Here is a 24384-nt window from a genome sequence, read left to right as displayed (position 1 = left end):
TTCAGCATTTTACTGCTATATTTATTAAATCTATCAGCTGAGTGTTAACCACGGACTTCTGATTGGCAAATAATATGATTTCAGCACTAGGAAAAATTTTCACGGATCTCTTTATTAAATATATGCCCAGTGCCTATGTTTTTGCATTGCTCCTCACCCTGGTCACTGGATTTGCTGCTCTTTTATGGACAGATGCCTCACTCATGGGTGTTCTGGAGGGTTGGTATGGAGGGTTTTGGTCCTTGTTAGCCTTTGGGATGCAGATTATCCTTGTCATTGTAACAGCAGCTAGTATAGCCCAATCAGAAACGGTTGAAAAAGGGATAAATTGGATAACGCGTTACATAAAGACTCCGGGTCAGGTCTATTTGTTTGTACTTGTTTCTGGTGCCTTGATGGCTTTGATCAGTTTTGGAATGGTCGTAATTGTGGCAATTTTAGCCAGAGAATTGGCCGCAAGAGTAAAAGGGTTAAACTATCCTTTTCTAATAGCCTGCGTATATTTTAGTATGGGCAGTTGGGTTGCCGGGGCTTCCAGTTCAATAGCGCTATTATTAAATACCGAAAATAATTTTTTAATTGAAGCGGGAATTCTTTCCGAATTGATACCAACTTCTTTTACATTGGGATCATCACTGAACATTATAATGATCCTGCTCTTTGTTGTGGTAGGTCCGCTGTTATTTCTTATTTTAATTCCTAAAGACAACAAGAAAAAGGAACTATCTGATCTCCTGGTTCTCGATAATCTGCCAAAAGAATCTTCCGTAAAAGAGGAGGCGGATTCCTATAAACTTCCTTTTCGTGCTATCTCAGATCTTCTTAATAATAGTGCCCTTTTACAAATTGCCATTGCAATTTTTGGTTTCATTTATATCGGTCACTATTTTTATCTTAATGGGTTTAATCTGAACTTCAATATTATCATATTTATATTTCTGATCCTGGGCCTATTTCTGCATAAAACGCCATTGCGTTATAGTATCTCCATGAAACGTTCAAGCAGTAATATCTCAGGAATACTTTTTCAATATCCATTTTATGCGGGTATCATGGGTATAATGCTTTCAACCGGTTTGGGCGCAAAAATTGCTGATCTTCAGGTATCCATTGCCACCCTGACCAATTATCCATTTTTGGCCTATGTTTCCGGTGGTTTGGTGAATTTTGCCATTCCTTCGGCAGGTGGAGAGTTTGCTGTAATAGGCCCCGGTATTATTAACGTAATAAAAGAACTTGGTACAGGGTTGAGTGAAACGGAAGTTACCTCCATGATTGCAAGAGCTTCTATGGCAATTGCCTATGGAGAAAGTCTGAGTAATGCCCTTCAACCTTTCTATTTATTAATAATTTTTCCTGTAATGGCAAGTGGAACTAAATTACAGGCCAGAGATGTTATGGGGTATTTTGTAATTCCATTTATTCTGTTTTTTATCATTCAGTCGGCATTACTAGTTTGGATGCCCTTATAAAGTTGGAGTACAAACCTGCATGTTATCTCTTCTAATATTGGTAAATTCAGAAATTATCCTAAATCCACGATAAATCAATTATTGAACAAAATTTCTTAAATTTAATTCATCCTCATGATAAAAATTGAGATATGTGTTACGATATCAAGGCAAGTCTGGAAGCTCAATTAAAACGGGCCAGGCATTACGGGAACGAGCAGGCCATTGAGGAGATTATAGAAAAACTTGCGCCCTTATCAGACCTGCCACTTTATCATATATCGGGCTTTAATCACCCAAAATTATTTATTTATCCCGATCGTTCACCATATGAACCAACTCTTGCAACCTGGGGCCTAGTGCCGTTTTGGGTAAAAGATAAGTCACAATTAAAAAAACTGTGGAACAATACACTTAACGCAAGAGGGGAAACTATTTTTGAGAAGCCCTCCTTCCGAAATTCAGCCAAAAATAAAAGATGTATTATTTATGTTGACGGTTTTTATGAACATCATCATTATGCCGGTAAAACCTATCCATTTTATGTGAGCAGGAAGGATAATGAACCTTTGCCACTGGCCGGGCTCTGGAGCGAATGGGTGGATACAGAGACCGGGGAATTGATCAATACCTTTTCTATTGTGACAACGGCGGGCAATTCTATGATGTCAAAGATCCATAATAATCCAAAAGCAGCAGGACCTCGAATGCCTTTAATTTTGCCGGATGAACTGGCAGACAAATGGCTGGAGCATATTGAGGACGATTTGGATAAAAAAACCATTCAGGAATTAATTCAATCCTATCCGGAAGATGAACTAAAAGCTCACACAGTAGGCCGGTTAAGGGGAAAAGAATATCCGGGTAATGTAGAGGATATCACTAAAGAAGTGGCTTATGAGGAACTGGAATTTTAAAGTCCTTCCATGTAATAAATTGCAGATTGCAAAAAATTTAGTTTTTAACCTAATAGGAATCGCTTCAATAGTTCTTGTTTATGCCTGTAATGGCGCAAATAATGAACCTTCTAAAATTACAATTGCGGCTGCGGCCAATACGCAATACGCTTTAGAGCCAATTATGGAAAAATTCACTGAAAAGACCGGTATTGGCTGTGAATTGGTCATAGGTGCTTCAGGCAAGCATACAGCTCAAATTATGGAAGGTGCCCCTTTTGATATTTTTGTCTCGGCTGATATGAAATACCCTTCGGACCTTTATAAAAAAGGTTTAACTACCGCTCCTCCTGAAATCTACGCTTATGGAAAATTAGTGCTCTGGACAATGGTTGACGGACTGCCGATATCAATAGAAAACTTAAATGATTCTACAATTAAACATATTGCACTCGCTAGTCCTAAAACAGCTCCCTATGGACAGGCCGCTCTGGAAGTACTAAAAAAACAAGAACTACTAAATAGTCTTGAGAATAAATTGGTATACGGGGAAAGTGTTGCCCAAACCAATCAATTTATATATTCGAAATCGGCTGAAATCGGATTTACGGCCCAATCGGTGGTCCTTTCACAGGAAATGAAGGGCAAGGGCAATTGGGCTTTAATAGATGATTCCAGTTATACTCCAATTTCACAGGGGGTAGTGGTAATAAATCAACCAGAAAGAAATAATGTACAGGCTTATAAATTTTATAAATTTCTTTTCTCCAAAGAGGCAAAGATTATATTAAAAGATTTCGGATATTCGGTAGATGAATAGTTTAAAAGGTCATATTAAAGAAGTGCAGGTAAACGGCAGTTTGTCGCTTGTAACTGTAGAGCTTCCTGATCAAATACTGTTTAAGGCCATCATCATAGAAACTCCGGAAACGGCTTCTTATTTAACAGTGGGCCATTTAGTAAAGGTTTTATTTAAGGAAACAGAAGTTATTATCGGCAAGGACCTAAAGCATTTAATAAGCCTTCAAAATCAGGTTAAAGGGGTAGTTAAGCGTATTGAACGTGGTTTATTGTTAAGCAGTATCCAGATCAACACGCCGGCGGGTGAAATAAGTTCTTTAATTACTACCAACGCTGTGGATCAGCTTGGTTTAAAAGAAGAATTAACCGTATGTGCTATGGTTAAAACTAATGAAATTATGCTCTCTGAATGATGAATTGGGATCCACTCTTTATTACCTTAAAACTGGCTGTTGTTACTACGGTAATTTTATTGGTTATTTCAATACCAATGGCATATTGGTTGGTAAACACGAAGTCAAGATCTAAACCTTTTATAGAAACTCTTGTTAGCATGCCTTTGGTTTTGCCTCCCACGGTTCTGGGATTTTATTTCCTTGTAGCCTTCAGCCCGGGAAACGCATTTGGGAATTGGATAAATGAATGGCTGGGCCTAAAACTGGTATTCTCATTTGGCGGACTTGTCCTTGCTTCCATAATCTATAGCCTGCCTTTTATGGTTCACCCCATTCAATCGGGCCTTAGTATCCTGCCTCATTCACTTACGGAAGCTTCCCAGGTAATGGGAAAATCAAAATGGACCACATTGTTCAAAGTACTCCTTCCAAATTGTAAAGCTTCCTTATTAACCGGAATTGTGCTTGCTTTCGCGCATACAGTAGGTGAATTTGGAGTTGTACTGATGATAGGCGGTAGTATTCCCGGTAAAACCAAAGTCGCATCCATTGCCATTTACGAGGAAGTAGAAGCGATGAACTATGCTGCGGCTAATTTCTATGCCACGGTATTATTTATCATTACCTTTTGTATCCTGCTTACGGTCTATTTAATAAACGGAGGGTATCTAAAGCGCTTTTGGAAATGATTAAAATTGATATTCATAAAAGTTTAAGTGCCTCTGACGGACAAATGAACCTTCGCATAAAATGTGAAATTGAAAAAGGGGAATTGGTTACTCTTTACGGCGAATCTGGTGCCGGAAAAACCTCTACTTTAAGAATCCTTGCCGGCTTATTAAAGCCCGATAAGGGTGAAATAACAATAGACAACACCAGATGGGTTGATACCAAAACTAAAACCTTTTTATCTCCCCAAAATAGAAATATAGGATATGTTTTTCAGGATTATGCCCTATTTCCAAATATGACTGTGTTACAAAATTTGGAGTTTGCATCCAATAAAGGACAGAATAAAAAAGTGATTACAGATCTTATAGATATGATGGAACTTGGTGATCTGCAAAATAGAAAACCACAAACACTTTCAGGAGGGCAGCAACAAAGGGTGGCACTGGCGAGAGCTCTGGTTCGGAAACCCGATATTCTTCTATTAGACGAGCCACTAGCCGCTCTGGATTATAAAATTCGTTTAAAACTCCAGGATTACATCACAAGAATTCATAATGAATATGGTCTGACCACTTTATTGGTAAGTCATGATCTAGGCGAGATTATGAAACTATCTGATCGGGTTTTTGTACTTGAACAGGGGAAAATTACCAGGAAAGGTATTCCAAATGAGATCTTTTCAAACAAAAAAATCAGCGGTAAATTTAAATTTATTGGGGAAGTATTGAAGATAGAACCTCAGGATGTTGTCGTTATTGTATCAGTGCTTATTCAAAACAATGTGGTTAAGGTAATCGCTGATAAATCTGAAATACAATCCCTGAAGCTTGGTGACAAAGTAATGGTTGCTTCTAAAGCCTTTAATCCAATTCTTTATAAAATTGAATAATATGAATTCTGAGAGTAAACCGGCATTGCTTCTTATAGATATTCAGAAAGGATTAGATGATATTGACTACTACGGCGGTCATAGAAATAATCTTCAAGCTGAATCAAATGCAAGAAAAGTCCTGGACTTCTGGAGAAATCATAAGCTTCCCATTTTTCATATTAAACATAATTCCACCAACCCGAATTCCCCACTTGTTAAGGGTCAGACAGGGAACTATTTTAAGGATATTGTTAAACCATTGGCGAATGAAACAATTATAGAGAAAGAGGTGAACAGTGCTTTTATGGGCACAGATTTAAAACAACAATTGGATGAACTGGAAATAAATGAATTGATAATTGCTGGTCTTACCACAGATCATTGCATATCGAGTAGCGCAAGAATGGCTGGAAATTTGGGATATAAAACATATGTTGTCTCAGACGCCACAGCTACTTTTGATAAGGTCGGTGCAAATGGTATAAAATATGAAGCAGAATTAATTCATGAAGTTGCTTTGGCCAGTTTACATAATGAATTTGCTACCGTAATAGAAAGCAATGATCTTTTGAAAAGTATCAAAAAGACGCTATAGATTTAGCAGTATTTATTCCCTGCTACCATATGTGATTATAAAACTATCTGCTCGAATCAAAATTATCTCAAAATCCTAATAAAAGTAACTGGTTCCTATCAAAAATGGGATACGAAATCTTAAAAAAAAGCGTTAACCTATCATATGAAAATAAGAACCTTACTTCTGGTGCTATTCATTGGATCAGGGACAATTTGGGCCCAGGATTGGCAGACAGATTTCAACGATGCCAAAGAATTGGCCAATTCTGGAGATAAACCCATAATTTTGGTATTTCAGGGCTCTGATTGGTGCGCACCTTGCATAAAACTTGATCGGCAGATATGGAGCTCTGAAGAATTCAAAAATTATTCTGCAGACCATTTTGTTTTGTTGCTGGCAGATTTCCCACGTAAAAAACAAAATATGCTCCCAGTTGAGCAGCAGAAAAAGAATGAGCAACTGGCGGACACTTATAATAGTAACGGATACTTTCCATTGGTTGTTGTCCTGGACAAAGATGGCAAGATGTTGGGGCAAACTGGTTATAAGAAAATATCGGTTAAAGAATATATCAATCTGTTAGAATCTTTTTCCGGGTAAATGGTAAAACAAATTAGCACCCTTTTAATTATTCTTTTAATTGCTGGTCCCTTATCGGCTCAGCAATCCTTTAATCGAAGCCTAAAATTAATGGGCAGTGGTTTTCAAATTACAGTGGTCGTAAAAGATTCAACGGAGGCCAATAGAGTTATAGACCTTGCAATTAGGGAGATTTCCAGAATTGAAAAACTCATTTCTTCCTGGGACCCGAATTCCGAGACCTCTGCAATTAACATGAATGCCGGAATTAAGGCTGTTGAAGTAAGTGCAGAATTATACAGCTTAATTGACAGGGCTAAAGGTCTTTCAGGTTTAACTGATGGCGCTTTTGATATAAGCTATGCGTCTATGGACAAAATCTGGAAATTTGACGGTAGCATGAAGAAAATGCCTTCAAACGACGAAATTAAGTCATCCGTTTCTAAGGTGGGATTCCAAAAAATAATTCTGGATTCCAGTAATAAATCGGTTTTCCTTAAAGATAAAGGAATGAAAATTGGATTTGGAGCCATAGGGAAAGGATATGCAGCAGACCAGGCGAAAGCCTTATTACTCAAAAACAATGTACAGGCAGGTATTATTAATGCTTCTGGAGATATGAATACATGGGGCAGACAACCCAATGGTAATGAATGGACCGTAGCTATTACAAATCCACTAAATAAAACCAAAGTAGCTGCCATTTTGCCAATTTCGAATGGTGCAGTGGTAACTTCAGGTAATTATGAAAAATTTGTGCAATTTAATGATATTAGATACTCGCATATTATCGACCCGCGAACAGGTTATCCCGCAACCGGTATTTTGAGTGTAACCGTATTTGCTCCAAAAGCAGAATTGGCAGATGCCCTTGCAACATCTGTGTTTGTAATGGGCATTGAAACAGGATTAAACAGAATTAATCAATTACCGAAAGTTGAATGCGTAATTATTGATGAAAAAGGGAAGGTGTTTACTTCCGATAATATAGAAATAGACAGGATATGATTAAAAAAATTGTTTTAGTAGCATGTATCCCTATAGCTTTTAGTAGCTGTGTTGCAGTAAAGGGATATGAAAAAGTAAATATCAATGATCCTGATATGGAGCTATCAGAAAAATTGTGCGACAGAAACATTACAATTTTTCATTCCTATCGCGAAGCAGCGGTTGGTGCAAATGGGGGTAAAACAGGTGGTGGTTGTGGATGTAATTAATTTGAGGATGAGAATAATTCAGTTTTCTCCTTTTTTAGAAAAATTATGACAAACTATAAGCTCCTTCTTTTTATTTCTCTCTTCATGGTCTTTGGTATTTGCCATGCTCAGAATACAGGACAAAATGAAGGGGATTATAAAAAAAGGGTTTTGGAAACCGCTGAGATAGACATTTTAGCTAGTTACTATTCCCAGGATGGCAATAATGCTGCAGTAACAGGTGGACTTGGTACCGAAGAATTAACAGATATTACCGGAACTTTGGTAATTGCAATTCCCTTAAGTGATGATGACGTTCTAACGGTGGATGCAGGAATATCGGCATATACTTCCGCCTCATCCAGTAATATTAATCCATTTGATAAAGGTTTTGCAGATCCCTTTGTTGCTTCCTCTGGCGCTTCTCGGGATGATACCTGGTACAATCTTACTGGAATTTACAGCCATAGTTCAGATGACAGAAATTCTATATGGAGCGGAAAACTTTCATTTTCAACGGAGTATGATTACACCTCACTGGGTTTTGGAGGTAGTTATACCAGGTTGTTTAATGAGAAAAATACAGAACTTGGATTTAGTGCAAATGTATTTCTTGATAAATGGAAGGCTATTTATCCCTATGAACTTCGACCCTTTGCCCCGGGCGGAAGGGGATTGAATGATTTTTTATTTTTAGAAAATACCATTACAGGAAACCCCGATTACAACCCGTCTTTTACTGTTTTAACGGATGAGAATCGCAATTCCTATTCTTTTGGCGTTGGTTTGTCGCAAATCCTTTCCAAAAACATACAAGGAGCTTTTTTAGCCGATTTTGTGCTACAGCAAGGTTTGCTTTCCACACCTTTTCAACGGGTTTATTTTAGTGATGTTGCAGATTCTTTTATTGATAATTTCCATCTGGCAGATGATATTGAACGCTTGCCAGATTCCAGATTTAAAGTTGCACTAGGAGGCCGGCTTAACTTTTTTATCAATGAATACCTTGTAGTGCGTTCATATTATAGATATTATTTTGATGATTGGGGGATAAATTCCAACACGCTAAGTATTGAACTCCCCGTAAAAATTGCGGAAAAATTTACTTTATATCCTTCATATCGCTTTTACAACCAAAAGGCCGCGGATTATTTTGCCCCATATAACGAACATCTTTCCACTTCGCAATTCTATACCTCAGATTATGATTTGTCTGATTATAATGCAAATCAATATGGTTTCGGCATTAATTATACCAACATAATTATGAAACAACACAAATTGAAAGTAGGATTGAAAAGTATTGATTTGAAGTATAATTATTACAAAAGAAATACTGGTTTAAGCGCAGGAATAATTACTGCGGGTTTTAAATTTGTAGTTGATTAAAACGATCCTGTTATTAACTAATGTACTATATCAGGACAACCAAATATATAAGAAACAAAAAACGAGCTTTAAGCTCGTTTTTAAATTTGTATGAAGTGGCTCCTTATTTGGCCACATTTACCGAACGTGTTTCGCGTATTACTGTAACTTTTACCTGACCAGGATAGGTCATATCTGTCTGAATTTTCTGAGAGATTTCAAAAGAAAGCTGTGCCGCTTTCTCATCACTTACTTTTTCACTTTCAACAATAACCCTCAATTCCCTACCGGCCTGAATGGCGTAGGCTTTTTGAACACCTCCAAATGCAAAGGCGATATCTTCCAGATCTTTTAGTCTTTGAATATAGGAGTCCAGTACCTGTCGTCTTGCTCCAGGACGAGCACCACTAATAGCATCACATACTTGTACAATAGGTGATATTAAGGTTTTCATTTCTATTTCATCGTGGTGGGCTCCAATGGCATTACAGACATCAGGTTTTTCTCCAAATTTCTCAGCCCATTGCATCCCTAAAATTGCATGAGGTGTTTCCACTTCTGCTTCGGTATTTGGTACTTTACCAATATCGTGCAATAAACCTGCCCGCTTCGCTATTTTTGGATTCAACCCTAATTCTGCGGACATTACCCCACAAAGTTTTGCCACCTCCCTCGAGTGCTGTAATAAGTTCTGTCCGTAAGAAGATCTATATTTCATCCTTCCTACAGCTTTAATTAATTCCGGATGCAATCCATGAATGCCCAAATCAATAACAGTGCGTTTTCCAACCTCAACAATTTCTTGTTCTATTTGCTTTTCAGTTTTTCGTACAATCTCCTCAATCCTGGCCGGATGAATTCTTCCATCTGTAACCAGCTTATGCAGAGACAATCGGGCCACTTCTCTTCTAACTGAATCAAAACAGGAAAGTATGATGGCCTCAGGGGTATCGTCAACAATAATTTCTACTCCTGTTGCAGCTTCCAGAGCCCGGATATTGCGTCCTTCCCTTCCAATAATACGACCTTTAACATCGTCAGATTCAAGGTTGAATACGGACACACAGTTTTCAACAGCTTCTTCGGTACCAATGCGCTGTATTGTGTTTATAACTATTTTCTTGGCTTCCTGCTGAGCTGTAAGCTTAGCATCCTCCATTGTGGTCTGCAAATAAGCCATAGCATCTGTTTTGGCCGTTTCCTTTAAAGATTCAAGGAGCTGGCTTTTTGCATCTTCCGCGGATAAACCGGAGATAACCTCTAACTGCTGAACCTGACTTTTATGAAGTTTTTCAAGTTCAGAATGCTTTTTATCGTAAAGTTCAGATTTGTGCTCGAAATCTTTAAGTTTTATTTCAAGCCGTTCATTTAGCTTTCTATTCTTAGCCAGTTCTCCGCTAATCTGCGATTCTTTATCCCGTGTTCGTTTTTCAGATTCAGCTATCTTTTTGTCTTTGTTTATGATTACTTTCTCGTGTTCTGCTTTCAATTCTAAAAACTTCTCCTTAGCCTGAAAAATTTTGTCTTTTTTAATATTCTCGCCTTCACTATTAGCGGTTTTTAAGATAGAATTCGCCTCTTTTTTCGCATTTGCAACGGTCTTTGATGCCTTACCTTTCTCTAAGACTTTTGCAACAATTAATCCTATTACCAAACCAACTATAGCTGCTATTGCAATCGTTGTAATATCCATAACCTATTTTAATAATTAATACTTTCCTGTCCCTAGTTAAAGTATGAATGCAGCGCTTAAAAAGATGCGCGCCATCACTTAGTAATTTGACTTTAAAACTATTATTGCTAATCCCCAAGGGGTAAAAAACAAATCGAGATCAGGCCTCAAAATGATTCAAAACCAATTTTAAATAAAAAAACCCACATTGGTGAAGTTCTGTACAAACTCCTATAAACAGGTTTAGGGCTAACAAATTGATCAAGGATCCTTTACAAGAAGGCTTGCTTTTACAACTTAAACTCACCCTTTTCAAACAAATTAGTGTTGAGTTCGTCAAAAATTAAATACCAATGTGGGCAGTAACTTTGTATTATGTTAAAGAACTTATTTTATACTAAGCTTAGAGTTTACCAGCTGATCCAACGCCCTTAAACGTTCTGTAACTTCTTTGGTATCCTCTGTATTATCTATGCCTCTTTGTTCAATCTTAGAGGCAAACTGTAAGGCACACATGGCCAATACATCTTGTTTGTCTCTAACGGCATAATTTTGCTCAAATTTCTTTGCAAGCTGTTCTATATTCTTTGCAGCCTTTCTTAGTCCTTCTTCCTGACTTGGGTCAATGGTCAAAGGATATACCCTATCTGCGATAGAGAGCTTTATTTTCAGCTTCTCTCCCATATTTCTTAGTAACACTACTCAGCAAGTTGAGCTATACAATAATCCAACTCTCTAACTAATGTATTTATTTTGAGCTTTGCTTCAGTTTTATTATTATCACTGCCCAGCATTGAATTTGCAAGCTTGAGAGAATTATATCTTTCTTCCCATTCCAAAATGGTATTCCTTATTGTCTCATCCTCATTTTTAAGAGTAACAATTTCCTGCTCCAACCTTACTTTAGACTGATTTAGCAATTCTATTTTGTGTAGGAGCTTGCTAATTTTATTTTCTAAGGAATCAACGATTTCAACCAATTCGCTCATATGCAAATTACAATACGTTTTACACAAAGTTAACACACCTCAAACAACTTAGCAATTGTTTTTGCAATTATTCCAGAAGTAAGACTCTAAATCCAATGATTAATACTATTCCACAAATTGAAATAAATATTAAAGAAAATTATGGTTGTTAACAGACCTTTTTTCCAAGTTTAACTCGTATTAATTAAATTCGCGTCAACTTAGCAGCTATGAGAATACCTATTTTAAGCCTCCTTCTTCTTTCCGTTCTTACTGGTTTGGGTCAGGAAAAGTACCCTCTAAACACTTTCAGGCCTCCTTTGGATATACCCTTAGTGCTAGCTGGTACGTTTGGTGAATTAAGATCAAATCATTTTCATTCTGGTATCGACATTAAAACTCAACAGCGACAGGGATTGCCCGTCTATGCGATAGGAAATGGTACGGTAACAAGAATAAAAGTAGGCCTATGGGGCTATGGAAAAGTGATATATATTGCCCATCCCAACGGATATACTTCGGTATATGGACATCTTCAAAAGTTTTCGCCGGAAATAGAATCTTTTATTAAAAAAATTCAATATGAGAAAAAATCATATGAAGTTGAGGTATTTCCTGATTATGGCGACCTTAAGGTCTTAAAAGACCAGGTTATTGCTTACAGCGGCAACACCGGAGGGTCATCCGGACCACACTTGCATTTTGAAATAAGAAGTAGTATTTCCGAAAAACCCACTAACCCGCTGCTTTATGGTTTAGATGTGCGGGATGCTACCAATCCAACTCTGGTTAGTTTATTTGCTTATCCTTTGTCTGTAAACGCTCAGGTAAATAGAAGTAGTAAAAAGATTCAAATCAAATTCAATAAGCAAAAGGATGGATCTTATCTGGCAGATAAGGTGTACGCCTCCGGAACAATTGGTTTTGGAATAAACACCTATGACCGGCAGGATCTCGCGGCCAATAGGAATGGAATCTATTCTGTACAACAATTAGTGAATGGAAAAATTTACACTGATTTTAATTTTGAATCGTTCTCATTTAAAGAAACCCGATTTATCAACACTCTGATAGATTATGACCATTTTGGGAAATATAACCAGCGCATACAACGCTGCTTTATTGCACCGGGCAATCGACTTGAGATATATAAACAAATATATAATGAAGGTAAAATTGCAGTAGGAGAAGGACTTTATTACAAGGTGGAAATCCTTATAAAGGATCTGCATGATAATCTTGTAAAACTAGTTATTCCTGTTGAAGGAAAAAGACAGCAGCCGCTTGTGATTGAGGATGAATTGAAGACAGATTATTTTATTGTCGCCAAGCAACCTAATAATTATGACCTGGATGCAGCAAAAGTCTATTTTCCGGCGAATACCTTTTATTATAATTTTTATATGGACCTCCAAAAAGGTAAGGATACAGTTTTGATTCACAATAATAGAATCCCGGCACACAAAAACTTTACAATAACTTTTGATGTAAACAAATACTCGACACAGGAGCGAAAAAAATTGTTTATAGCCCGTCTCGATAAAAAAAAGAAGGCTAATTACATGACCACTTTTAAAAGAGGGACAACCTTTACAACCAGAACCAGAAGCCTTGGGACTTATACCCTCGCTCAGGATACAATTCAACCAAAAATACGTCCTAAGAACTTTAAGGAAAAGCAATGGTTGAATAACTACCGTTATCTCAGCCTTAAGGTCTCTGATGACTTAAGTGGCATTGACACTTATTCTGCCACATTAAATGGTGAATGGATATTAATGGAATACGAACCCAAAACAAAAACACTTACCTATAATTTTGACGATAAAATTCTAAATCAAACGCAATGTGAACTTAAAGTAATCGTTACAGATAACGTAGGGAATTCAAATACCTTTACCAGTAGTTTTTACAGAAAATAAACTTTTGAAGTGTTCTAAACTCTTATTCCTTCTTACTCTTTTGGGTTCGCTTACTTTGGTAAGCGGGCAAAAGGCATCAATCACGGGGGTAGTTCTGGGAGTTAATGATGAACCTTTATCCAATGTAAACATAACTACCAAGGGTCATGGTACCTTTACGGATTCAACCGGATTTTATTTACTGGAAGTAATTCCCGACAAGGAAATAATGATAATTTTTACTCATTTAGGCCATAAAAATGTAATCCTGGAGAACTTAATCCTCACTACTAATGAGACTTTTGAATTCAACCCGGTAATGAAAACTGATGTAATTCAGGTAGATGGTGTTGAAGTTACGGCAACCGGAGAAAAAAGCGCTGAAGGTATAACAACCATTTCCGCTAAACTCGTACGAAAAATTCCTGGAGCCAATGCAGGTGTAGAAAATGTATTGAAATTACTACCGGGAGTTTCTTCCAATAATGAACTAAGTACGCAGTATTTTGTAAGAGGTGGGAATTATGACGAAAACCTGGTTTATATCAATGACATTGAGGTTTACCGCCCGTTTCTAGTGCGTTCCGGTCAGCAAGAAGGATTAAGCTTTGTAAATAGCGATATGGTTCAAAATCTGGAATTCTCTGCTGGAGGTTTTCAGGCTCATTATGGGGATAGGCTCTCCTCTGTCTTGGATATTACTTATAAAAATCCAACAGAATTCGGGTTGAATATAGAAGCTAGTTTTCTTGGAGCAGGAATTACACTGGAAACTTTATCTAAAAATAAAAATTTTACCAGTGTAACCGGCCTCCGATACAGGAACAATAGTCTTCTGGTAAATAGCCAGCAGACCAATACAAATTATACTCCAGCTTTTGCAGATTTACAAACTTATCTTACTTACCATTTTTCCAGAAAATTTAGCCTTAACTTTTTAGGAAATCTTTCAGTTAATGATTATAAAAATGTGCCTCTTTCCAGACAGACCAACTTTGGAACAATTAGCGATCCAAAGGCTCTTGTTGTGTTTTATCAAGGAGAAGAAGATAATAATTATAAAACCAGCCTTGGGGCACTAAAAGCGGATTATTACGTAAATGACAATGTTTCACTAAGTTTTATAACTTCTGTTTACCATACGACGGAAGAAGAGTATTCCGATGTCATTTCACAATATGAATTAGGAGAGGTTGATACAGATCTAGGCAGCAATAATCTTGGTGAGGTAACCTCCACACGGGGATTAGGTACTCAGTTTCAAAGAGCAAGAAATGATCTTGATGCACTCATAGTGAATGTGGCGCACAAAGGCAAACTGAGTAAAAACGAGAAATCCTGGGAATGGGGGATCAAATATACCCATGAGGACTTTAGAGATCAAATTCGTGAATCCGAATTTTTGGACTCTTTAGGCTATTCTGTGAGGCCTCCAACTGATGAGTTTATAAACAACCAACCGCAAGAACCTTTTAACGCAGCAATAGTACCTTACACATCTGTTTCTGCCTTGAATTTTGTAAAAACGAATCGTTTATCCGCATATCTTCAATATAGCCGAAGAGCACTGTGGAATAGCAGTAATATTTACTATAACTTAGGGTTCAGGACCCAATATTGGACGGTTAGCGGAGAAGGGTTTTCCAGTAATTCTCAGATCATTTTCAGCCCAAGAGGACAGTTTGCAATCAAACCCTCATGGAAGGTCGATATGTTATTTAGAATTGCCGCAGGGGTTTATCAACAACCCCCGTTTTATCGCGAATTAAGAGATCCCACAGGAACTATTCAACCGGATGTAAAAGCTCAAAAGTCAATACATTTTGTACTTGGCAACGAATATAGCTTTGAACTCTGGAACCGGCCTTTTAAACTGCTAAGCGAGTTGTATTATAAGAATTTGACTAATGTAAATCCATACACTCTTGATGATGTCAGAATACGTTACGCCGCGGCAAATAATGCGAAAGCATATGCTTATGGATTTGATATGAGAATGAATGGCGCATTTGTTCCGGGAACAGAATCCTGGGTAAGCCTGGGTTTCCTTAAAACAGAAGAAAATATTGATAATAGAGGGTATATTTCAAGGCCAACAGATCAAAGGTTTCAAATAGGCATATTGTGGCAGGATTATATCCCTACAATACCCAGTTTAAGGATGTACTTGAATCTTGTTTACAACACCGGAGTACCCGGAGGTTCGCCAAGTTATGCCGATCCTTATAATTTTCAGAATAGATTAAGAGATTATAAACGTGCAGATCTGGGTATTTCCTATATTTTTGTAGGATTAAATAAACAATACCCAAAAGGTCACTGGTTACATAGCTTTGAAGAATTAAATGTTGGTTTTGAGATTTACAACTTATTTAATAATCAAAATTCCATAACCAACACATGGGTAAGAGATGTGGATAGTAAACTTGAGTTTGCGGTTCCCAATTATATGACATCCCGTGTGTTCAACCTGAAATTAAGTATGCGTTTTTAGTTAATTTAAAATGAAAAAATTACTTTTTATTGCCCTTCTTGCCTGCGGTTCTTTGATCAATGCTCAAAAAAATGTATACGAAAGCAGTAAATTTGATGTCCTAAGTAAGGATCATCATGTGCTGGCCATTATTCCGTTTATTACCCATCTTGCTTTAGAGGAAAATATTACCAAAGAGGAATCAAATATCTTAGCAGAAAATGAAGGCTATGCGGTACAGGATGCCCTGGAGACCTATTTTGGCCTCGGAAAGAAAAAGAAGAAATTCACAGTTGATTTTCAAAATATTAAAAACACCAATGCCATACTCGCCCAAAATAACATTACTTATAAAAATATAGATACTTATACAATTAAAGAACTTTCTGAAATTCTGGACGTGGATGCTATAGTAAGTGGGAATTTGGATTTAAATATCCTGCTCTCAAAAGGAATTCCGGCTGAGTTTAGCTTTATGGACTATTTCCTTGGTGATTCTAATTACGGTAGAATCGGCATAAAAATAAGTGATGGAAAAACGGGGAAATTACTGTGGAAGTACGAGAATGAAATCAATAAAAAATCAGGCAAAAATACGGCCGACCTGATTGACAAAATGATGAAAAAGCTGGTGCGCAAATTTCCATATGACAAGGAAAGGTTAAGAGTGAATAAAAATCCTAAGTCTGACTAAACTCCTTTAAAACCTCAATTACGTAATCTACTTCTTCACTGGTGTTATATTTTGAAAACGAAAACCTGACAGAAGGCTTTTGCAGTTCTTCATCAGACAAAATTTCTGCCAGTACATGTGAACCGCCACTGGCGCCGGATTGACAGGCACTGCCCTCCGAACAAGCAATCCCTTTAAGATCCATATGAAACAAAAGCATTTGCGATTTCTCTTTACTAAAAGGCAGGCAAACATTCACCAAAGTATAGGTGCTCCTTTCCAAATTTCCCGAATATCCGTTAAATTTAACCTCAGGTATAACTACTTTGATCTTTTTAATAAAATATTCTTTAAGACCGGTGATATATTGTTTTTCCTTTTCCAGATTATCATAGGCAGCAACGAACGCCTCTTTTAACCCGACAATATTGTGTAGTGGCTCAGTTCCTGCCCGGTAACCGCGTTCTTGTGAACCGCCTAGTATCAGAGGTTCTAAATTGGTATTTTTTCTTATAAAAGCAAATCCAACCCCTTTGGGTCCATGAAATTTATGTGCTGAAGCCACCATAAAATCAATTGGTGTGTGCTGTAAATCCCAATTGAAATGACCTATAGATTGCACTGTGTCTGAATGGAGAAACGCATCATTAGCCTTGCATAGTACCGCTATCTCTTGAAGATCCAAAATATTCCCAATTTCATTGTTTACATGCATTAAGCTAACTAATTTTTTTGAATCATCTGCCAATAATAGCTGTTTCAAATGCTGTATGTCTGGGTTGCCAAAACTATCAAGGTTAATGAATTCAATATGGATGCCAAACTCCTTTTGTAAGGCTTCTGCAGTATGCAATACGGCATGATGCTCTATTTTTGAAGTAATAATGGTTTGTACTCCCATGTCCTTGACTGCACTCCTTAATATCATGTTATCTGCTTCGGTACCGCCGGATGTGAAAATAATCTCAGAAGTTTGTGCGTTCAAATATTTGGCAATTGTTTTGCGCGCTTGCTCAATTTCTGTTTTGGCGCTTCTTCCAAATCCGTGAATAGAAGAAGGATTACCATAAGAGTTGACCAGGGCATCCTGCATTTTTGCAATTACCTCTTCCCTAACGGGGGTTGTAGCGGCATTATCAAAATAGATCTTTTGCATGAACAAGCTTTAGATTGAGAAACAAAACCAAAAATAATCGAAATAAACTTAAACTCTTCATAAAATCAAGTCAAGTCACTAGGATATTAGCCTTAAATTCATTTAAATTTGAGGCATGAAAAGAGTATTTTTAATTTTTATTTTCTGCTTTTTCAGCTCATGTGATGATGGTGATTTAATAATTGAAACGATAGATTTTAATGATGTCAGTATCACATTTTGTGAATCTACTACAACTATTAACAGCACACTCTTCTTTAAACTCAATACAGCCGAAGCTTTAGTTCTCGAATTGCAAAGTGGCATCCTTAAAAATGAAGTTTCTGCAGACACTATTAAGAGTGCAATTCCGGGGCAATCTCAGTTAATATACCGGACTTTTTCCGATAATATCTCTAAAAATTATTTTTGCGATGCAGTGCCACCAGTTACACCTACGGTTGTTGAGGAGTACGAAGGTGAAGGGGGAGAGGTATTTATTACAACTGTGCAAAGTGAAAGCGATACTACCATTTATGAGCACAAAATTGAATTAAGTGGTATTTCACTGGTAAATGAGGAAGGTCTTCGAATAACTGACCTGAGAATTAATGATTTTGGCACCATAACCACCAAAGAATAACCTATTCAGGAATTCTGATAAATATAGACTTCAGTAGCACCTAAGCCATATTTTTGATAATCTGCATCATAGTATTTTACATTTTCGTACCGTTTAAATAAATAATTCAATTCTTCTTTAAGAACCCCTGCTCCCACTCCATGAATGAACACCACTTTTTGTATTCTCTTGCGAATGGCAAATTCAAGCTGTCTTTTAGCTGTTTCCATTTGAATATTCAGCATATCATAATTGGTCATCCCCTTTGAAGAAGGAACAAGTTGATGTATATGGAGATCAACCTCCATTTTTGCAATATTACGCTCTTTTACAGCAACTTTCCGGATTTTCCGTTTACCGCCCTGCTCCTTGTCTGCCTTCACCTGTGAAGCTTCAAATTTGCTTACTCTTATGGGGTTCATGCCTTCTGTATGCATCAATTCAGATGCAGTGAAATCCATATCAAAACCCTCCTGCGTCCGTATCGTTATAAAATCATCTGAAATAGTTATAACTATCCCGGTAATGTTATCGTCTATGACCTCAACCTTTTCACCTTCTTTAAAATTTCTCATTGTCCATTCTCATTATTGTGTTCATCGGTTTTAGTCCAAACTTTCGAAGATTTATAAATTCCATACATCAGTAAAATTATTCCTATACTCATGGCGTACTCCTTCTTAAGCAATTGATCTCCCGTAGCCATAATAATTGCACCTGCTATAATTAGCAAAAAATAAATGATTCGATTTGTTTTCATTCCTCAAAAATAATAGTATTTTTCAGTTCATTTATCTGCCATAATGAAAATCGCTTCATCCATATTGCTTTTTATAAATGAAGATTATATGCTTCCGTGTATGAATAAGCAGCTTTTGGGTATAGAATGTACGGGATGTGGTATTCAAAGAGCCGCTGTTTTACTCTTTCACGGAGAATTTATTGAGGCTTTTAAAATGTATCCCGCAATATACCCTCTAATACTACTTTTGGGTTTTCTGTTGTTGGATAATTTAATGACAATAAAATATGCAAATAAGATTAGTATCTTCTTAATGATAGCCAGTGTAGCAACAATATTGACCAACTTTATTTTAAAATTTTTCTAATCAAACCAATATTTCATGGAACAACAAAAATTACCTAATGTAACCATAGCCATTGTACTTTCAATTCTTTCCTATTTATGTTGCTGTTTTGGCGGCCTTCCGGCGGCTATTCTTGCTGGTATTGCCTTTCTTCTAGTGTATAAGGATGAAAATAAGTATAAAGAAAATCCAGAATTGTATTCTAATTACAGTCAGCTGAAAACAGCTAAAATTTTAGCAATTATTGGAATGGTTTTAGGAATAATTTATTTTGTCTATGTCGTATATTCAATTTCTGCCATTGGTGGCTGGGAGGCCTATATGGAGCAGGTAAATGAAATGAGAGAACAATGGGAGCAATAAGTCTCTTCTAAAAATATATAAAATGAATCAACAACCTTTACCCGGTGCGAGTAATGCCTTAACAATGGGCATAATTTCTATCATAGGAGCCATTACTTGTTGTGGCCCTTTTGCAATTATATTTAGTATTATAGGTTTAAGTAGTGCCAAAAAAGCCGAGGAACTTTACCAGAATCATCCTGAAAATTATTCTGGATATGAAAGTGTAAGAACTGGTCGGATTTTGTCTTATGTTGGCATGGCCCTTGCCTTGATATATCTTGTGTTTGGGATCCTTTATTTTGGAGTTATAGCTGCTTTTATTACCAGCGGAAACTTTTAAGAAAATTATTTGAAATATTAGAGTTTAAAAAAGCCCTCAATTTGAGGGTTTTTTCATTAGTTTAAGGAACGGTGTTTTGAACCTAATTGGCTACCTCGCTCATAAATTTTAGGCGGTATAGTCGCAATTCTTCATCTTCATATTCGCCATCAAATTCTTTTTGTGCCTCTTCAATATTGTCTGATTCAGCCTCAATAAAATAATCATGAATTTCTTCTTGTTGATCCTCATCCAGTATCTCATCTATCCAATAGCCTAAATTCAATTTAGTACCACTAAAAACTATTTGTTCCATTTCCTTTACTAAATCGGGCAATTCAAGTCCTTTTGCGGAGGCAATATCATCCAGAGGCAACTTTCTGTCGATATTCTGAATAATATATAACTTAAGAGCCGAATTAGCCCCTGTACTTTTTACGATCAGATCATCAGGGCGAATTATTTCATTCTCCTCAACATAGGTGCTAATAAGTAATACAAAGGGCTTACCATATTTTTTTGCCTTTCCCTCACCTACGCCATGAATATTTAACATTTCCTCCATGGAAATAGGGTATTTTAGAGCCATATCATCAAGGGAGGGATCCTGGAAGATGACAAAAGGAGGGATATCCAATTTTTTAGCTTCACTTTTCCTCAGGTCTTTGAGTAAACGTAATAATTTTTCATCCGTGGCCCCTCCGGCGCTTTTAGCGGCAGTAACAATGGCTTCATCATTTTCTTTGTTATATACATGATCCTTCGTCATCATAAAAGATGTAGGATTCTCAAAAAAAGAAGATCCCGTCCTGGTAATATGTAATATACCGTATTGTTCAATTTCTTTTTTTAGTAATCCGGCAACCAGTACTTGCCTGATTAGTGCCATCCAATAACCTTTGTCCTTGTTAGATCCACTACCAAAAAAAGGTTTTTCATCGGTTTTGTGTGAAGAAATTAGTGCATTAGTAGAACCTATAAGTGCCAGGACAATTTCCTTGGCCTTAAACTTTTCTTTAGTGCCTTGTACAACCTCAATTAACTTTATTACATTTTCTTTCGCTTCTTCCTTTTCCTTAGGATTTCTTGCATTATCATCCATATCTGCACCTTCTCCATTCACCTCATCAAATTCTTCCCCAAAATAATGAAGAATGAACTTTCTTCTAGACATAGATGTTTCCGCATATGCAACAATTTCCTGTAGAAGGGCATTCCCAATTTCCTGTTCAGCTACTGGTTTACCTGACATGAATTTTTCTAACTTTTCCACATCCTTATAAGAGTAAAATGCCAGGCAGTGACCTTCACCTCCATCCCTGCCTGCACGACCGGTTTCCTGATAATAACTTTCAATACTTTTGGGAATGTCATGATGAATGACATATCGCACATCTGGTTTGTCTATGCCCATTCCAAATGCAATAGTTGCGATGACGACATCCACATCTTCCATAAGAAACATGTCCTGATACCTGGAACGCGTCTTAGCATCAAATCCTGCATGATAAGGCACAGCACTCACCCCGTTAACTTGCAATACCTGGGCTAGTTCCTCAACTCTTTTCCTGCTTAAACAATAAATTATTCCCGACTTGCCGCTATTTTTCTTTACAAAACGAATAATATCTGCATCTACATTTTTTGTCTTAGGCCTTACTTCGTAGAACAAATTGGGTCTGTTAAAAGATGCTTTGAAAACCTTCGCGTCTGTAATGACAAGGTTCTTAATGATATCTTCCTGGACTTTTGGGGTGGCCGTAGCAGTTAAACCAACTATCGGGATATGATCGCCCAGCCTGTTAATTATAGCCCTTAAATTTCTGTATTCCGGTCTGAAATCGTGCCCCCATTCAGAAATACAATGGGCCTCGTCAACAGCTACAAATGAAAGGGGTACAGATTGCAAAAATTCCACATACTCCTCCTTTGTAAGGGATTCTGGTGCTACATAGAGCAATTTTGTTATACCATCTGAAATATCTTGTTTTACTTCCTTTACCTGAGTCTTGGTTAATGAAGAGTTCAGAACATGAGCAACTCCGTGATGTGAGGAAACAGCTCGGATGGCATCAACCTGATTTTTCATTAGAGCTATTAAAGGCGATACCACAATAGCGGTCCCCTCTTTTATAAGTGCCGGAAGTTGATAACAAAGTGATTTTCCACCTCCTGTAGGCATAATTACAAAGGTGTTTTTGTTTTGAATGACGTTTGTTATGACATCTTCCTGTAGTCCTTTAAATTTGGAAAACCCAAAATATTTCTTTAGCGCAGCATGTAGTTCAATTTCATTCAAAATCAGTGCAAATTTAGTATGTCAAGTCTGCTATTATAACGATAATCGTAATTATACTTATGATATATCTTTTTGTTTTTAGGTGGGTAAAAATGATAAATTAATTTGTTTGTAGTTTAGAATCTCCTATAAAATAAGTTTGTGTAATTTTGTTTTCTTAAATATAATACATTCTTTTAAAATCTGTTTACATATTAAGTTAATTTCTATAATCGTAAACATATAATTTCAAAACCATATTGAGTAATCACAAAGCTATATTAGCTACTGCTAAAAAAACCATCAAAACGGAAAGCGACGCCATTGCTCACTTGTCCACACTATTGGATGAACAATTTGCACATACCGTCAATTGCATTTATGAATCATTGGGGCGTGTAGTAATTACAGGTATTGGCAAGAGTGCTATCATTGCATCTAAAATCGTAGCTACCTTGAACTCTACAGGGACACCGGCAATTTTTATGCATGCCGCTGATGCCATACATGGTGATCTGGGTACAATCCAGAAAAATGACGTAGTGATTTGTATCTCCAAAAGCGGTAATACGCCGGAAATAAAAATGTTGGTACCGTTAATTAAACAGGGGGAAAATCGGTTGATTGGAATGTGCGGCAATCTAGATTCATTTCTGGCTGAAAATGCGGATTTTGTTTTAAACACTTTTGTTCAAAAAGAAGCCTGCCCAAATAACCTGGCACCAACTACCAGTACTACGGCACAACTTGTGATGGGCGATGCTCTCGCCATCTGTCTTTTGGAACTAAGAGGATTCAGTAGTCAGGATTTTGCCAAATATCATCCGGGTGGAACACTGGGCAAAAAACTCTATCTGAGAGTTTCCGATATTGCCAGCAACAATTTAAAGCCTCAGGTAGGCGCTGATGCCGATGTAAAACAGGTTATTATTGAAATTTCTGAAAAAATGTTAGGCGCGACTGCTGTTTTGAACAATGACAAAATTGTTGGAATTGTTACAGATGGTGATATCAGGCGGATGCTTAACAAATATGAAAATATAAATGGCTTGAAGGCTAAAGACATAATGACAACTAATCCTAAGACGATTGGTGCAGACGTTCTTGCCATAAAAGCGTTGAAAGAAATGCGCTCCAACAGCGTATCACAATTACTGGCTGTGAATGGAGAAGAATATGTAGGCGTTGTTCATTTACATAATCTAATTAATGAAGGAATACTTTAATGGCAAAAGTAAATAAAGAACATAATGAAATGTCCTTTTTGGACCATCTGGAAGAACTGCGTTGGCATCTTATTCGATCAACTATTGCAGTAGTTCTGATTGGTATAGTGGCTTTTCTAATGAAAGACTTTATATTCGACACGGTAATCTTCGGACCAAAAAAACCAGACTTTCCCACCTATGGAGTATTCTGTAAACTCTCCAGGTTACTGGGTTTTAGTGAAGCATTTTGTGTTACGGAACCCATATTTACGGTACAGAGCAGGCAAATGGCAGAACAGTTTTCTGCTCATATTTGGACGTCTATCTGGGCTGGATTTATTCTTGGTTTCCCTTACATTCTTTATGAAATGTGGAAATTCGTCAGCCCGGGATTATACGATAAAGAACGTAACAATTCCCGTGGCTTTATATTCATTGCTTCTTCCCTTTTTTTCCTTGGTGTACTATTTGGATATTATGTTGTAGCACCTCTTTCAATAAATTTTTTAGGTGGTTATTCAGTCAGTGATGAAATTGTTCGGGAGATAGATTTAAGTTCATATATTTCAACTGTACGAGCGGCTGTAATCGCCTGCGGTATAATATTTGAACTACCAATAATTATTTTCTTTCTTACGAAAGTTGGTTTGGTTACCCCGGAGATACTTAAAAAGTATCGAAAAATCGCTCTCGTTATTGTACTTATACTTTCTGCTGTTATCACACCTCCGGATGTGGCAAGTCAGATTATAGTGGCTGTACCTGTTCTTATACTTTACCAGATAAGCATCTACATTTCAAAAGTTGTATTACGGAGAGAAGCACAAAAAGAAAATAAAAATGTCAAAATCAGGTGAGGAGTTTAATGCATGCCGTTCTATAATGAATGGAAAATT

General features: G+C 37.0%; 27 protein-coding genes and 1 other RNA gene. 20 read left to right on the top strand and 8 right to left on the bottom strand.

The features are described 5' to 3' along the window. Nucleotides 1-74: 74 nt before the first annotated feature. The 11 genes from ABJH90_RS15845 to ABJH90_RS15795 all read left to right on the top strand — a co-directional run bounded on the left by ABJH90_RS15845 (nt 75) and on the right by ABJH90_RS15795 (nt 8827). Entirely contained in the window at nt 75-1472 is a 1398-nt protein-coding gene (locus tag ABJH90_RS15845) for a TIGR00366 family protein (protein WP_348139803.1), read from the top strand. A gap of 131 nt (nt 1473-1603) precedes the next feature. Continuing rightward, the gene (locus ABJH90_RS15840; protein ID WP_348139801.1) at nt 1604-2368 is read left to right on the top strand and encodes an SOS response-associated peptidase; all 765 of its coding nucleotides are present in this window, start codon (nt 1604-1606) and stop codon (nt 2366-2368) included. Next, nucleotides 2349-3167 carry a molybdate ABC transporter substrate-binding protein gene (gene modA, locus ABJH90_RS15835; protein ID WP_348139799.1) on the top strand — a complete coding sequence of 273 codons (819 nt, stop codon included), beginning with the start codon at nt 2349-2351 and terminating at the stop codon, nt 3165-3167. The genes ABJH90_RS15840 and modA overlap by 20 nt, the downstream gene beginning before the upstream one ends. Then, entirely contained in the window at nt 3160-3561 is a 402-nt protein-coding gene (locus tag ABJH90_RS15830; RefSeq protein WP_348139797.1) for a TOBE domain-containing protein, read from the top strand. The genes modA and ABJH90_RS15830 overlap by 8 nt, the downstream gene beginning before the upstream one ends. Next, a complete protein-coding gene (modB, locus tag ABJH90_RS15825; RefSeq protein WP_348140385.1) occupies nt 3561-4232 on the top strand; it encodes a molybdate ABC transporter permease subunit in 672 nt (223 codons plus the stop codon). Before ABJH90_RS15830 ends, modB begins: the two co-directional genes overlap by 1 nt. Continuing rightward, nucleotides 4229-5104, top strand: coding sequence for an ATP-binding cassette domain-containing protein (locus ABJH90_RS15820; protein WP_348139795.1), 876 nt, complete (start codon nt 4229-4231; stop codon nt 5102-5104). Before modB ends, ABJH90_RS15820 begins: the two co-directional genes overlap by 4 nt. A gap of 1 nt (nt 5105) precedes the next feature. Next, nucleotides 5106-5681 carry a cysteine hydrolase family protein gene (locus ABJH90_RS15815; RefSeq protein WP_348139793.1) on the top strand — a complete coding sequence of 192 codons (576 nt, stop codon included), beginning with the start codon at nt 5106-5108 and terminating at the stop codon, nt 5679-5681. A 144-nt stretch (nt 5682-5825) separates the two neighbouring features. After that, entirely contained in the window at nt 5826-6263 is a 438-nt protein-coding gene (locus ABJH90_RS15810; RefSeq protein WP_348139791.1) for a thioredoxin family protein, read from the top strand. Further along, entirely contained in the window at nt 6264-7250 is a 987-nt protein-coding gene (locus ABJH90_RS15805) for an FAD:protein FMN transferase (RefSeq protein WP_348139789.1), read from the top strand. Continuing rightward, nucleotides 7247-7459: a DUF4266 domain-containing protein gene (locus ABJH90_RS15800; RefSeq protein WP_348139787.1), complete on the top strand. Its 213-nt coding sequence runs from the start codon at nt 7247-7249 to the stop codon at nt 7457-7459. Before ABJH90_RS15805 ends, ABJH90_RS15800 begins: the two co-directional genes overlap by 4 nt. Nucleotides 7460-7543: 84 nt before the next feature. After that, a complete protein-coding gene (locus ABJH90_RS15795) occupies nt 7544-8827 on the top strand; it encodes a DUF3570 domain-containing protein (RefSeq protein ID WP_348140383.1) in 1284 nt (427 codons plus the stop codon). A gap of 103 nt (nt 8828-8930) precedes the next feature. Here ABJH90_RS15795 and rny read toward each other — a convergent pair whose 3' ends face one another. From rny to ABJH90_RS15775, 4 genes are all read right to left on the bottom strand, one after another. Then, the gene (rny, locus tag ABJH90_RS15790; RefSeq protein ID WP_348139785.1) at nt 8931-10499 is read right to left on the bottom strand and encodes a ribonuclease Y; all 1569 of its coding nucleotides are present in this window, start codon (nt 10497-10499) and stop codon (nt 8931-8933) included. A gap of 204 nt (nt 10500-10703) precedes the next feature. Continuing rightward, a non-coding RNA gene (gene ssrS, locus ABJH90_RS15785) (6S RNA) lies at nt 10704-10811 on the bottom strand. Nucleotides 10812-10865: 54 nt separating this feature from the next. Further along, on the bottom strand, nt 10866-11162 hold the full coding sequence (locus ABJH90_RS15780; RefSeq protein WP_299163698.1) for a cell division protein ZapA: 297 nt from the start codon (nt 11160-11162) through the stop codon (nt 10866-10868). 14 nt (nt 11163-11176) lie between these two features. Next, entirely contained in the window at nt 11177-11467 is a 291-nt protein-coding gene (locus tag ABJH90_RS15775) for a hypothetical protein (RefSeq protein WP_348139783.1), read from the bottom strand. A 209-nt stretch (nt 11468-11676) separates the two neighbouring features. On the opposite strand from ABJH90_RS15775, the gene ABJH90_RS15770 reads away from it, so the two are divergent. The 3 genes from ABJH90_RS15770 to ABJH90_RS15760 are packed head-to-tail and all read left to right on the top strand — an operon-like array spanning nt 11677 to nt 16514. After that, entirely contained in the window at nt 11677-13368 is a 1692-nt protein-coding gene (locus ABJH90_RS15770; protein WP_348139781.1) for a M23 family metallopeptidase, read from the top strand. Between the two features lie 4 nt (nt 13369-13372). Next, complete coding sequence (locus ABJH90_RS15765) at nt 13373-15841, top strand: TonB-dependent receptor plug domain-containing protein (RefSeq protein ID WP_348139779.1); 2469 nt, start codon at nt 13373-13375, stop codon at nt 15839-15841. A gap of 10 nt (nt 15842-15851) precedes the next feature. Next, nucleotides 15852-16514: a hypothetical protein gene (locus tag ABJH90_RS15760; protein ID WP_348139777.1), complete on the top strand. Its 663-nt coding sequence runs from the start codon at nt 15852-15854 to the stop codon at nt 16512-16514. Here ABJH90_RS15760 and ABJH90_RS15755 read toward each other — a convergent pair. Continuing rightward, nucleotides 16501-17649, bottom strand: coding sequence for a cysteine desulfurase family protein (locus ABJH90_RS15755; RefSeq protein ID WP_348139775.1), 1149 nt, complete (start codon nt 17647-17649; stop codon nt 16501-16503). The genes ABJH90_RS15760 and ABJH90_RS15755 overlap by 14 nt on opposite strands. Nucleotides 17650-17764: 115 nt before the next feature. Here ABJH90_RS15755 and ABJH90_RS15750 point away from each other — a divergent pair, with 115 nt between their 5' ends. After that, nucleotides 17765-18271 (top strand): hypothetical protein, encoded by a 507-nt coding sequence (locus ABJH90_RS15750; RefSeq protein WP_348139773.1) that lies wholly within the window; start codon nt 17765-17767, stop codon nt 18269-18271. A gap of 5 nt (nt 18272-18276) precedes the next feature. Here the strand turns inward: ABJH90_RS15750 and ABJH90_RS15745 are convergent, their stop codons facing one another. Together ABJH90_RS15745 and ABJH90_RS15740 are read right to left on the bottom strand one after the other, a co-directional pair. Then, nucleotides 18277-18825, bottom strand: coding sequence for a Smr/MutS family protein (locus ABJH90_RS15745; protein WP_348139771.1), 549 nt, complete (start codon nt 18823-18825; stop codon nt 18277-18279). After that, the gene (locus ABJH90_RS15740; protein WP_348139769.1) at nt 18822-19010 is read right to left on the bottom strand and encodes a hypothetical protein; all 189 of its coding nucleotides are present in this window, start codon (nt 19008-19010) and stop codon (nt 18822-18824) included. Before ABJH90_RS15740 ends, ABJH90_RS15745 begins: the two co-directional genes overlap by 4 nt. Nucleotides 19011-19053: 43 nt before the next feature. Here ABJH90_RS15740 and ABJH90_RS15735 point away from each other — a divergent pair, with 43 nt between their 5' ends. Genes ABJH90_RS15735 through ABJH90_RS15725 form a run of 3 tightly spaced genes read left to right on the top strand, consistent with a single transcriptional unit; the run spans nt 19054 to nt 20023 of the window. Then, nucleotides 19054-19359, top strand: a complete 306-nt coding sequence (locus tag ABJH90_RS15735; RefSeq protein ID WP_348139767.1) for a DUF2752 domain-containing protein — start codon at nt 19054-19056, stop codon at nt 19357-19359. 15 nt (nt 19360-19374) lie between these two features. After that, the gene (locus ABJH90_RS15730) at nt 19375-19701 is read left to right on the top strand and encodes a CCC motif membrane protein (RefSeq protein ID WP_348139765.1); all 327 of its coding nucleotides are present in this window, start codon (nt 19375-19377) and stop codon (nt 19699-19701) included. A 22-nt stretch (nt 19702-19723) separates the two neighbouring features. After that, entirely contained in the window at nt 19724-20023 is a 300-nt protein-coding gene (locus tag ABJH90_RS15725) for a CCC motif membrane protein (RefSeq protein WP_348139763.1), read from the top strand. Between the two features lie 82 nt (nt 20024-20105). Here ABJH90_RS15725 and ABJH90_RS15720 read toward each other — a convergent pair whose 3' ends face one another. Further along, entirely contained in the window at nt 20106-22307 is a 2202-nt protein-coding gene (locus ABJH90_RS15720; RefSeq protein WP_348140381.1) for an ATP-dependent DNA helicase RecQ, read from the bottom strand. Nucleotides 22308-22540: 233 nt separating this feature from the next. Between ABJH90_RS15720 and ABJH90_RS15715 the strand changes: the two genes are divergently transcribed. After that, nucleotides 22541-23506, top strand: a complete 966-nt coding sequence (locus tag ABJH90_RS15715; RefSeq protein WP_348139761.1) for a KpsF/GutQ family sugar-phosphate isomerase — start codon at nt 22541-22543, stop codon at nt 23504-23506. Continuing rightward, nucleotides 23506-24345, top strand: a complete 840-nt coding sequence (gene tatC / locus ABJH90_RS15710) for a twin-arginine translocase subunit TatC (protein WP_348139759.1) — start codon at nt 23506-23508, stop codon at nt 24343-24345. Before ABJH90_RS15715 ends, tatC begins: the two co-directional genes overlap by 1 nt. The last annotated feature ends 39 nt before the right edge of the window (nt 24346-24384 follow it).

Origin of the sequence: Eudoraea sp. (genome assembly GCF_039969275.1) — a bacterium.
Lineage (GTDB): Bacteria > Bacteroidota > Bacteroidia > Flavobacteriales > Flavobacteriaceae > Eudoraea.
The sequence above is the reverse complement of the archived record's forward strand: the minus strand, read 5'-3'. Positions and strand labels throughout refer to the sequence as shown.

Excerpts from the sequence above, each read along its gene's own strand:
- ABJH90_RS15845 (WP_348139803.1), top strand. The coding sequence starts at position 75 with ATGATTTCAGCACTAGGAAAAATTTTCACGGATCTCTTTATTAAATAT.
- ABJH90_RS15840 (WP_348139801.1), top strand. The coding sequence starts at position 1,604 with ATGTGTTACGATATCAAGGCAAGTCTGGAAGCTCAATTAAAACGGGCC.
- modA (WP_348139799.1), top strand. The coding sequence starts at position 2,349 with ATGAGGAACTGGAATTTTAAAGTCCTTCCATGTAATAAATTGCAGATT.
- ABJH90_RS15830 (WP_348139797.1), top strand. The coding sequence starts at position 3,160 with ATGAATAGTTTAAAAGGTCATATTAAAGAAGTGCAGGTAAACGGCAGT.
- modB (WP_348140385.1), top strand. The coding sequence starts at position 3,561 with ATGAATTGGGATCCACTCTTTATTACCTTAAAACTGGCTGTTGTTACT.
- ABJH90_RS15820 (WP_348139795.1), top strand. The coding sequence starts at position 4,229 with ATGATTAAAATTGATATTCATAAAAGTTTAAGTGCCTCTGACGGACAA.
- ABJH90_RS15815 (WP_348139793.1), top strand. The coding sequence starts at position 5,106 with ATGAATTCTGAGAGTAAACCGGCATTGCTTCTTATAGATATTCAGAAA.
- ABJH90_RS15810 (WP_348139791.1), top strand. The coding sequence starts at position 5,826 with ATGAAAATAAGAACCTTACTTCTGGTGCTATTCATTGGATCAGGGACA.
- ABJH90_RS15805 (WP_348139789.1), top strand. The coding sequence starts at position 6,264 with ATGGTAAAACAAATTAGCACCCTTTTAATTATTCTTTTAATTGCTGGT.
- ABJH90_RS15800 (WP_348139787.1), top strand. The coding sequence starts at position 7,247 with ATGATTAAAAAAATTGTTTTAGTAGCATGTATCCCTATAGCTTTTAGT.
- ABJH90_RS15795 (WP_348140383.1), top strand. The coding sequence starts at position 7,544 with ATGGTCTTTGGTATTTGCCATGCTCAGAATACAGGACAAAATGAAGGG.
- rny (WP_348139785.1), bottom strand. The coding sequence starts at position 10,499 with ATGGATATTACAACGATTGCAATAGCAGCTATAGTTGGTTTGGTAATA.
- ABJH90_RS15780 (WP_299163698.1), bottom strand. The coding sequence starts at position 11,162 with ATGGGAGAGAAGCTGAAAATAAAGCTCTCTATCGCAGATAGGGTATAT.
- ABJH90_RS15775 (WP_348139783.1), bottom strand. The coding sequence starts at position 11,467 with ATGAGCGAATTGGTTGAAATCGTTGATTCCTTAGAAAATAAAATTAGC.
- ABJH90_RS15770 (WP_348139781.1), top strand. The coding sequence starts at position 11,677 with ATGAGAATACCTATTTTAAGCCTCCTTCTTCTTTCCGTTCTTACTGGT.
- ABJH90_RS15760 (WP_348139777.1), top strand. The coding sequence starts at position 15,852 with ATGAAAAAATTACTTTTTATTGCCCTTCTTGCCTGCGGTTCTTTGATC.
- ABJH90_RS15755 (WP_348139775.1), bottom strand. The coding sequence starts at position 17,649 with ATGCAAAAGATCTATTTTGATAATGCCGCTACAACCCCCGTTAGGGAA.
- ABJH90_RS15750 (WP_348139773.1), top strand. The coding sequence starts at position 17,765 with ATGAAAAGAGTATTTTTAATTTTTATTTTCTGCTTTTTCAGCTCATGT.
- ABJH90_RS15745 (WP_348139771.1), bottom strand. The coding sequence starts at position 18,825 with ATGAGAAATTTTAAAGAAGGTGAAAAGGTTGAGGTCATAGACGATAAC.
- ABJH90_RS15740 (WP_348139769.1), bottom strand. The coding sequence starts at position 19,010 with ATGAAAACAAATCGAATCATTTATTTTTTGCTAATTATAGCAGGTGCA.
- ABJH90_RS15735 (WP_348139767.1), top strand. The coding sequence starts at position 19,054 with ATGAAAATCGCTTCATCCATATTGCTTTTTATAAATGAAGATTATATG.
- ABJH90_RS15730 (WP_348139765.1), top strand. The coding sequence starts at position 19,375 with ATGGAACAACAAAAATTACCTAATGTAACCATAGCCATTGTACTTTCA.
- ABJH90_RS15725 (WP_348139763.1), top strand. The coding sequence starts at position 19,724 with ATGAATCAACAACCTTTACCCGGTGCGAGTAATGCCTTAACAATGGGC.
- tatC (WP_348139759.1), top strand. The coding sequence starts at position 23,506 with ATGGCAAAAGTAAATAAAGAACATAATGAAATGTCCTTTTTGGACCAT.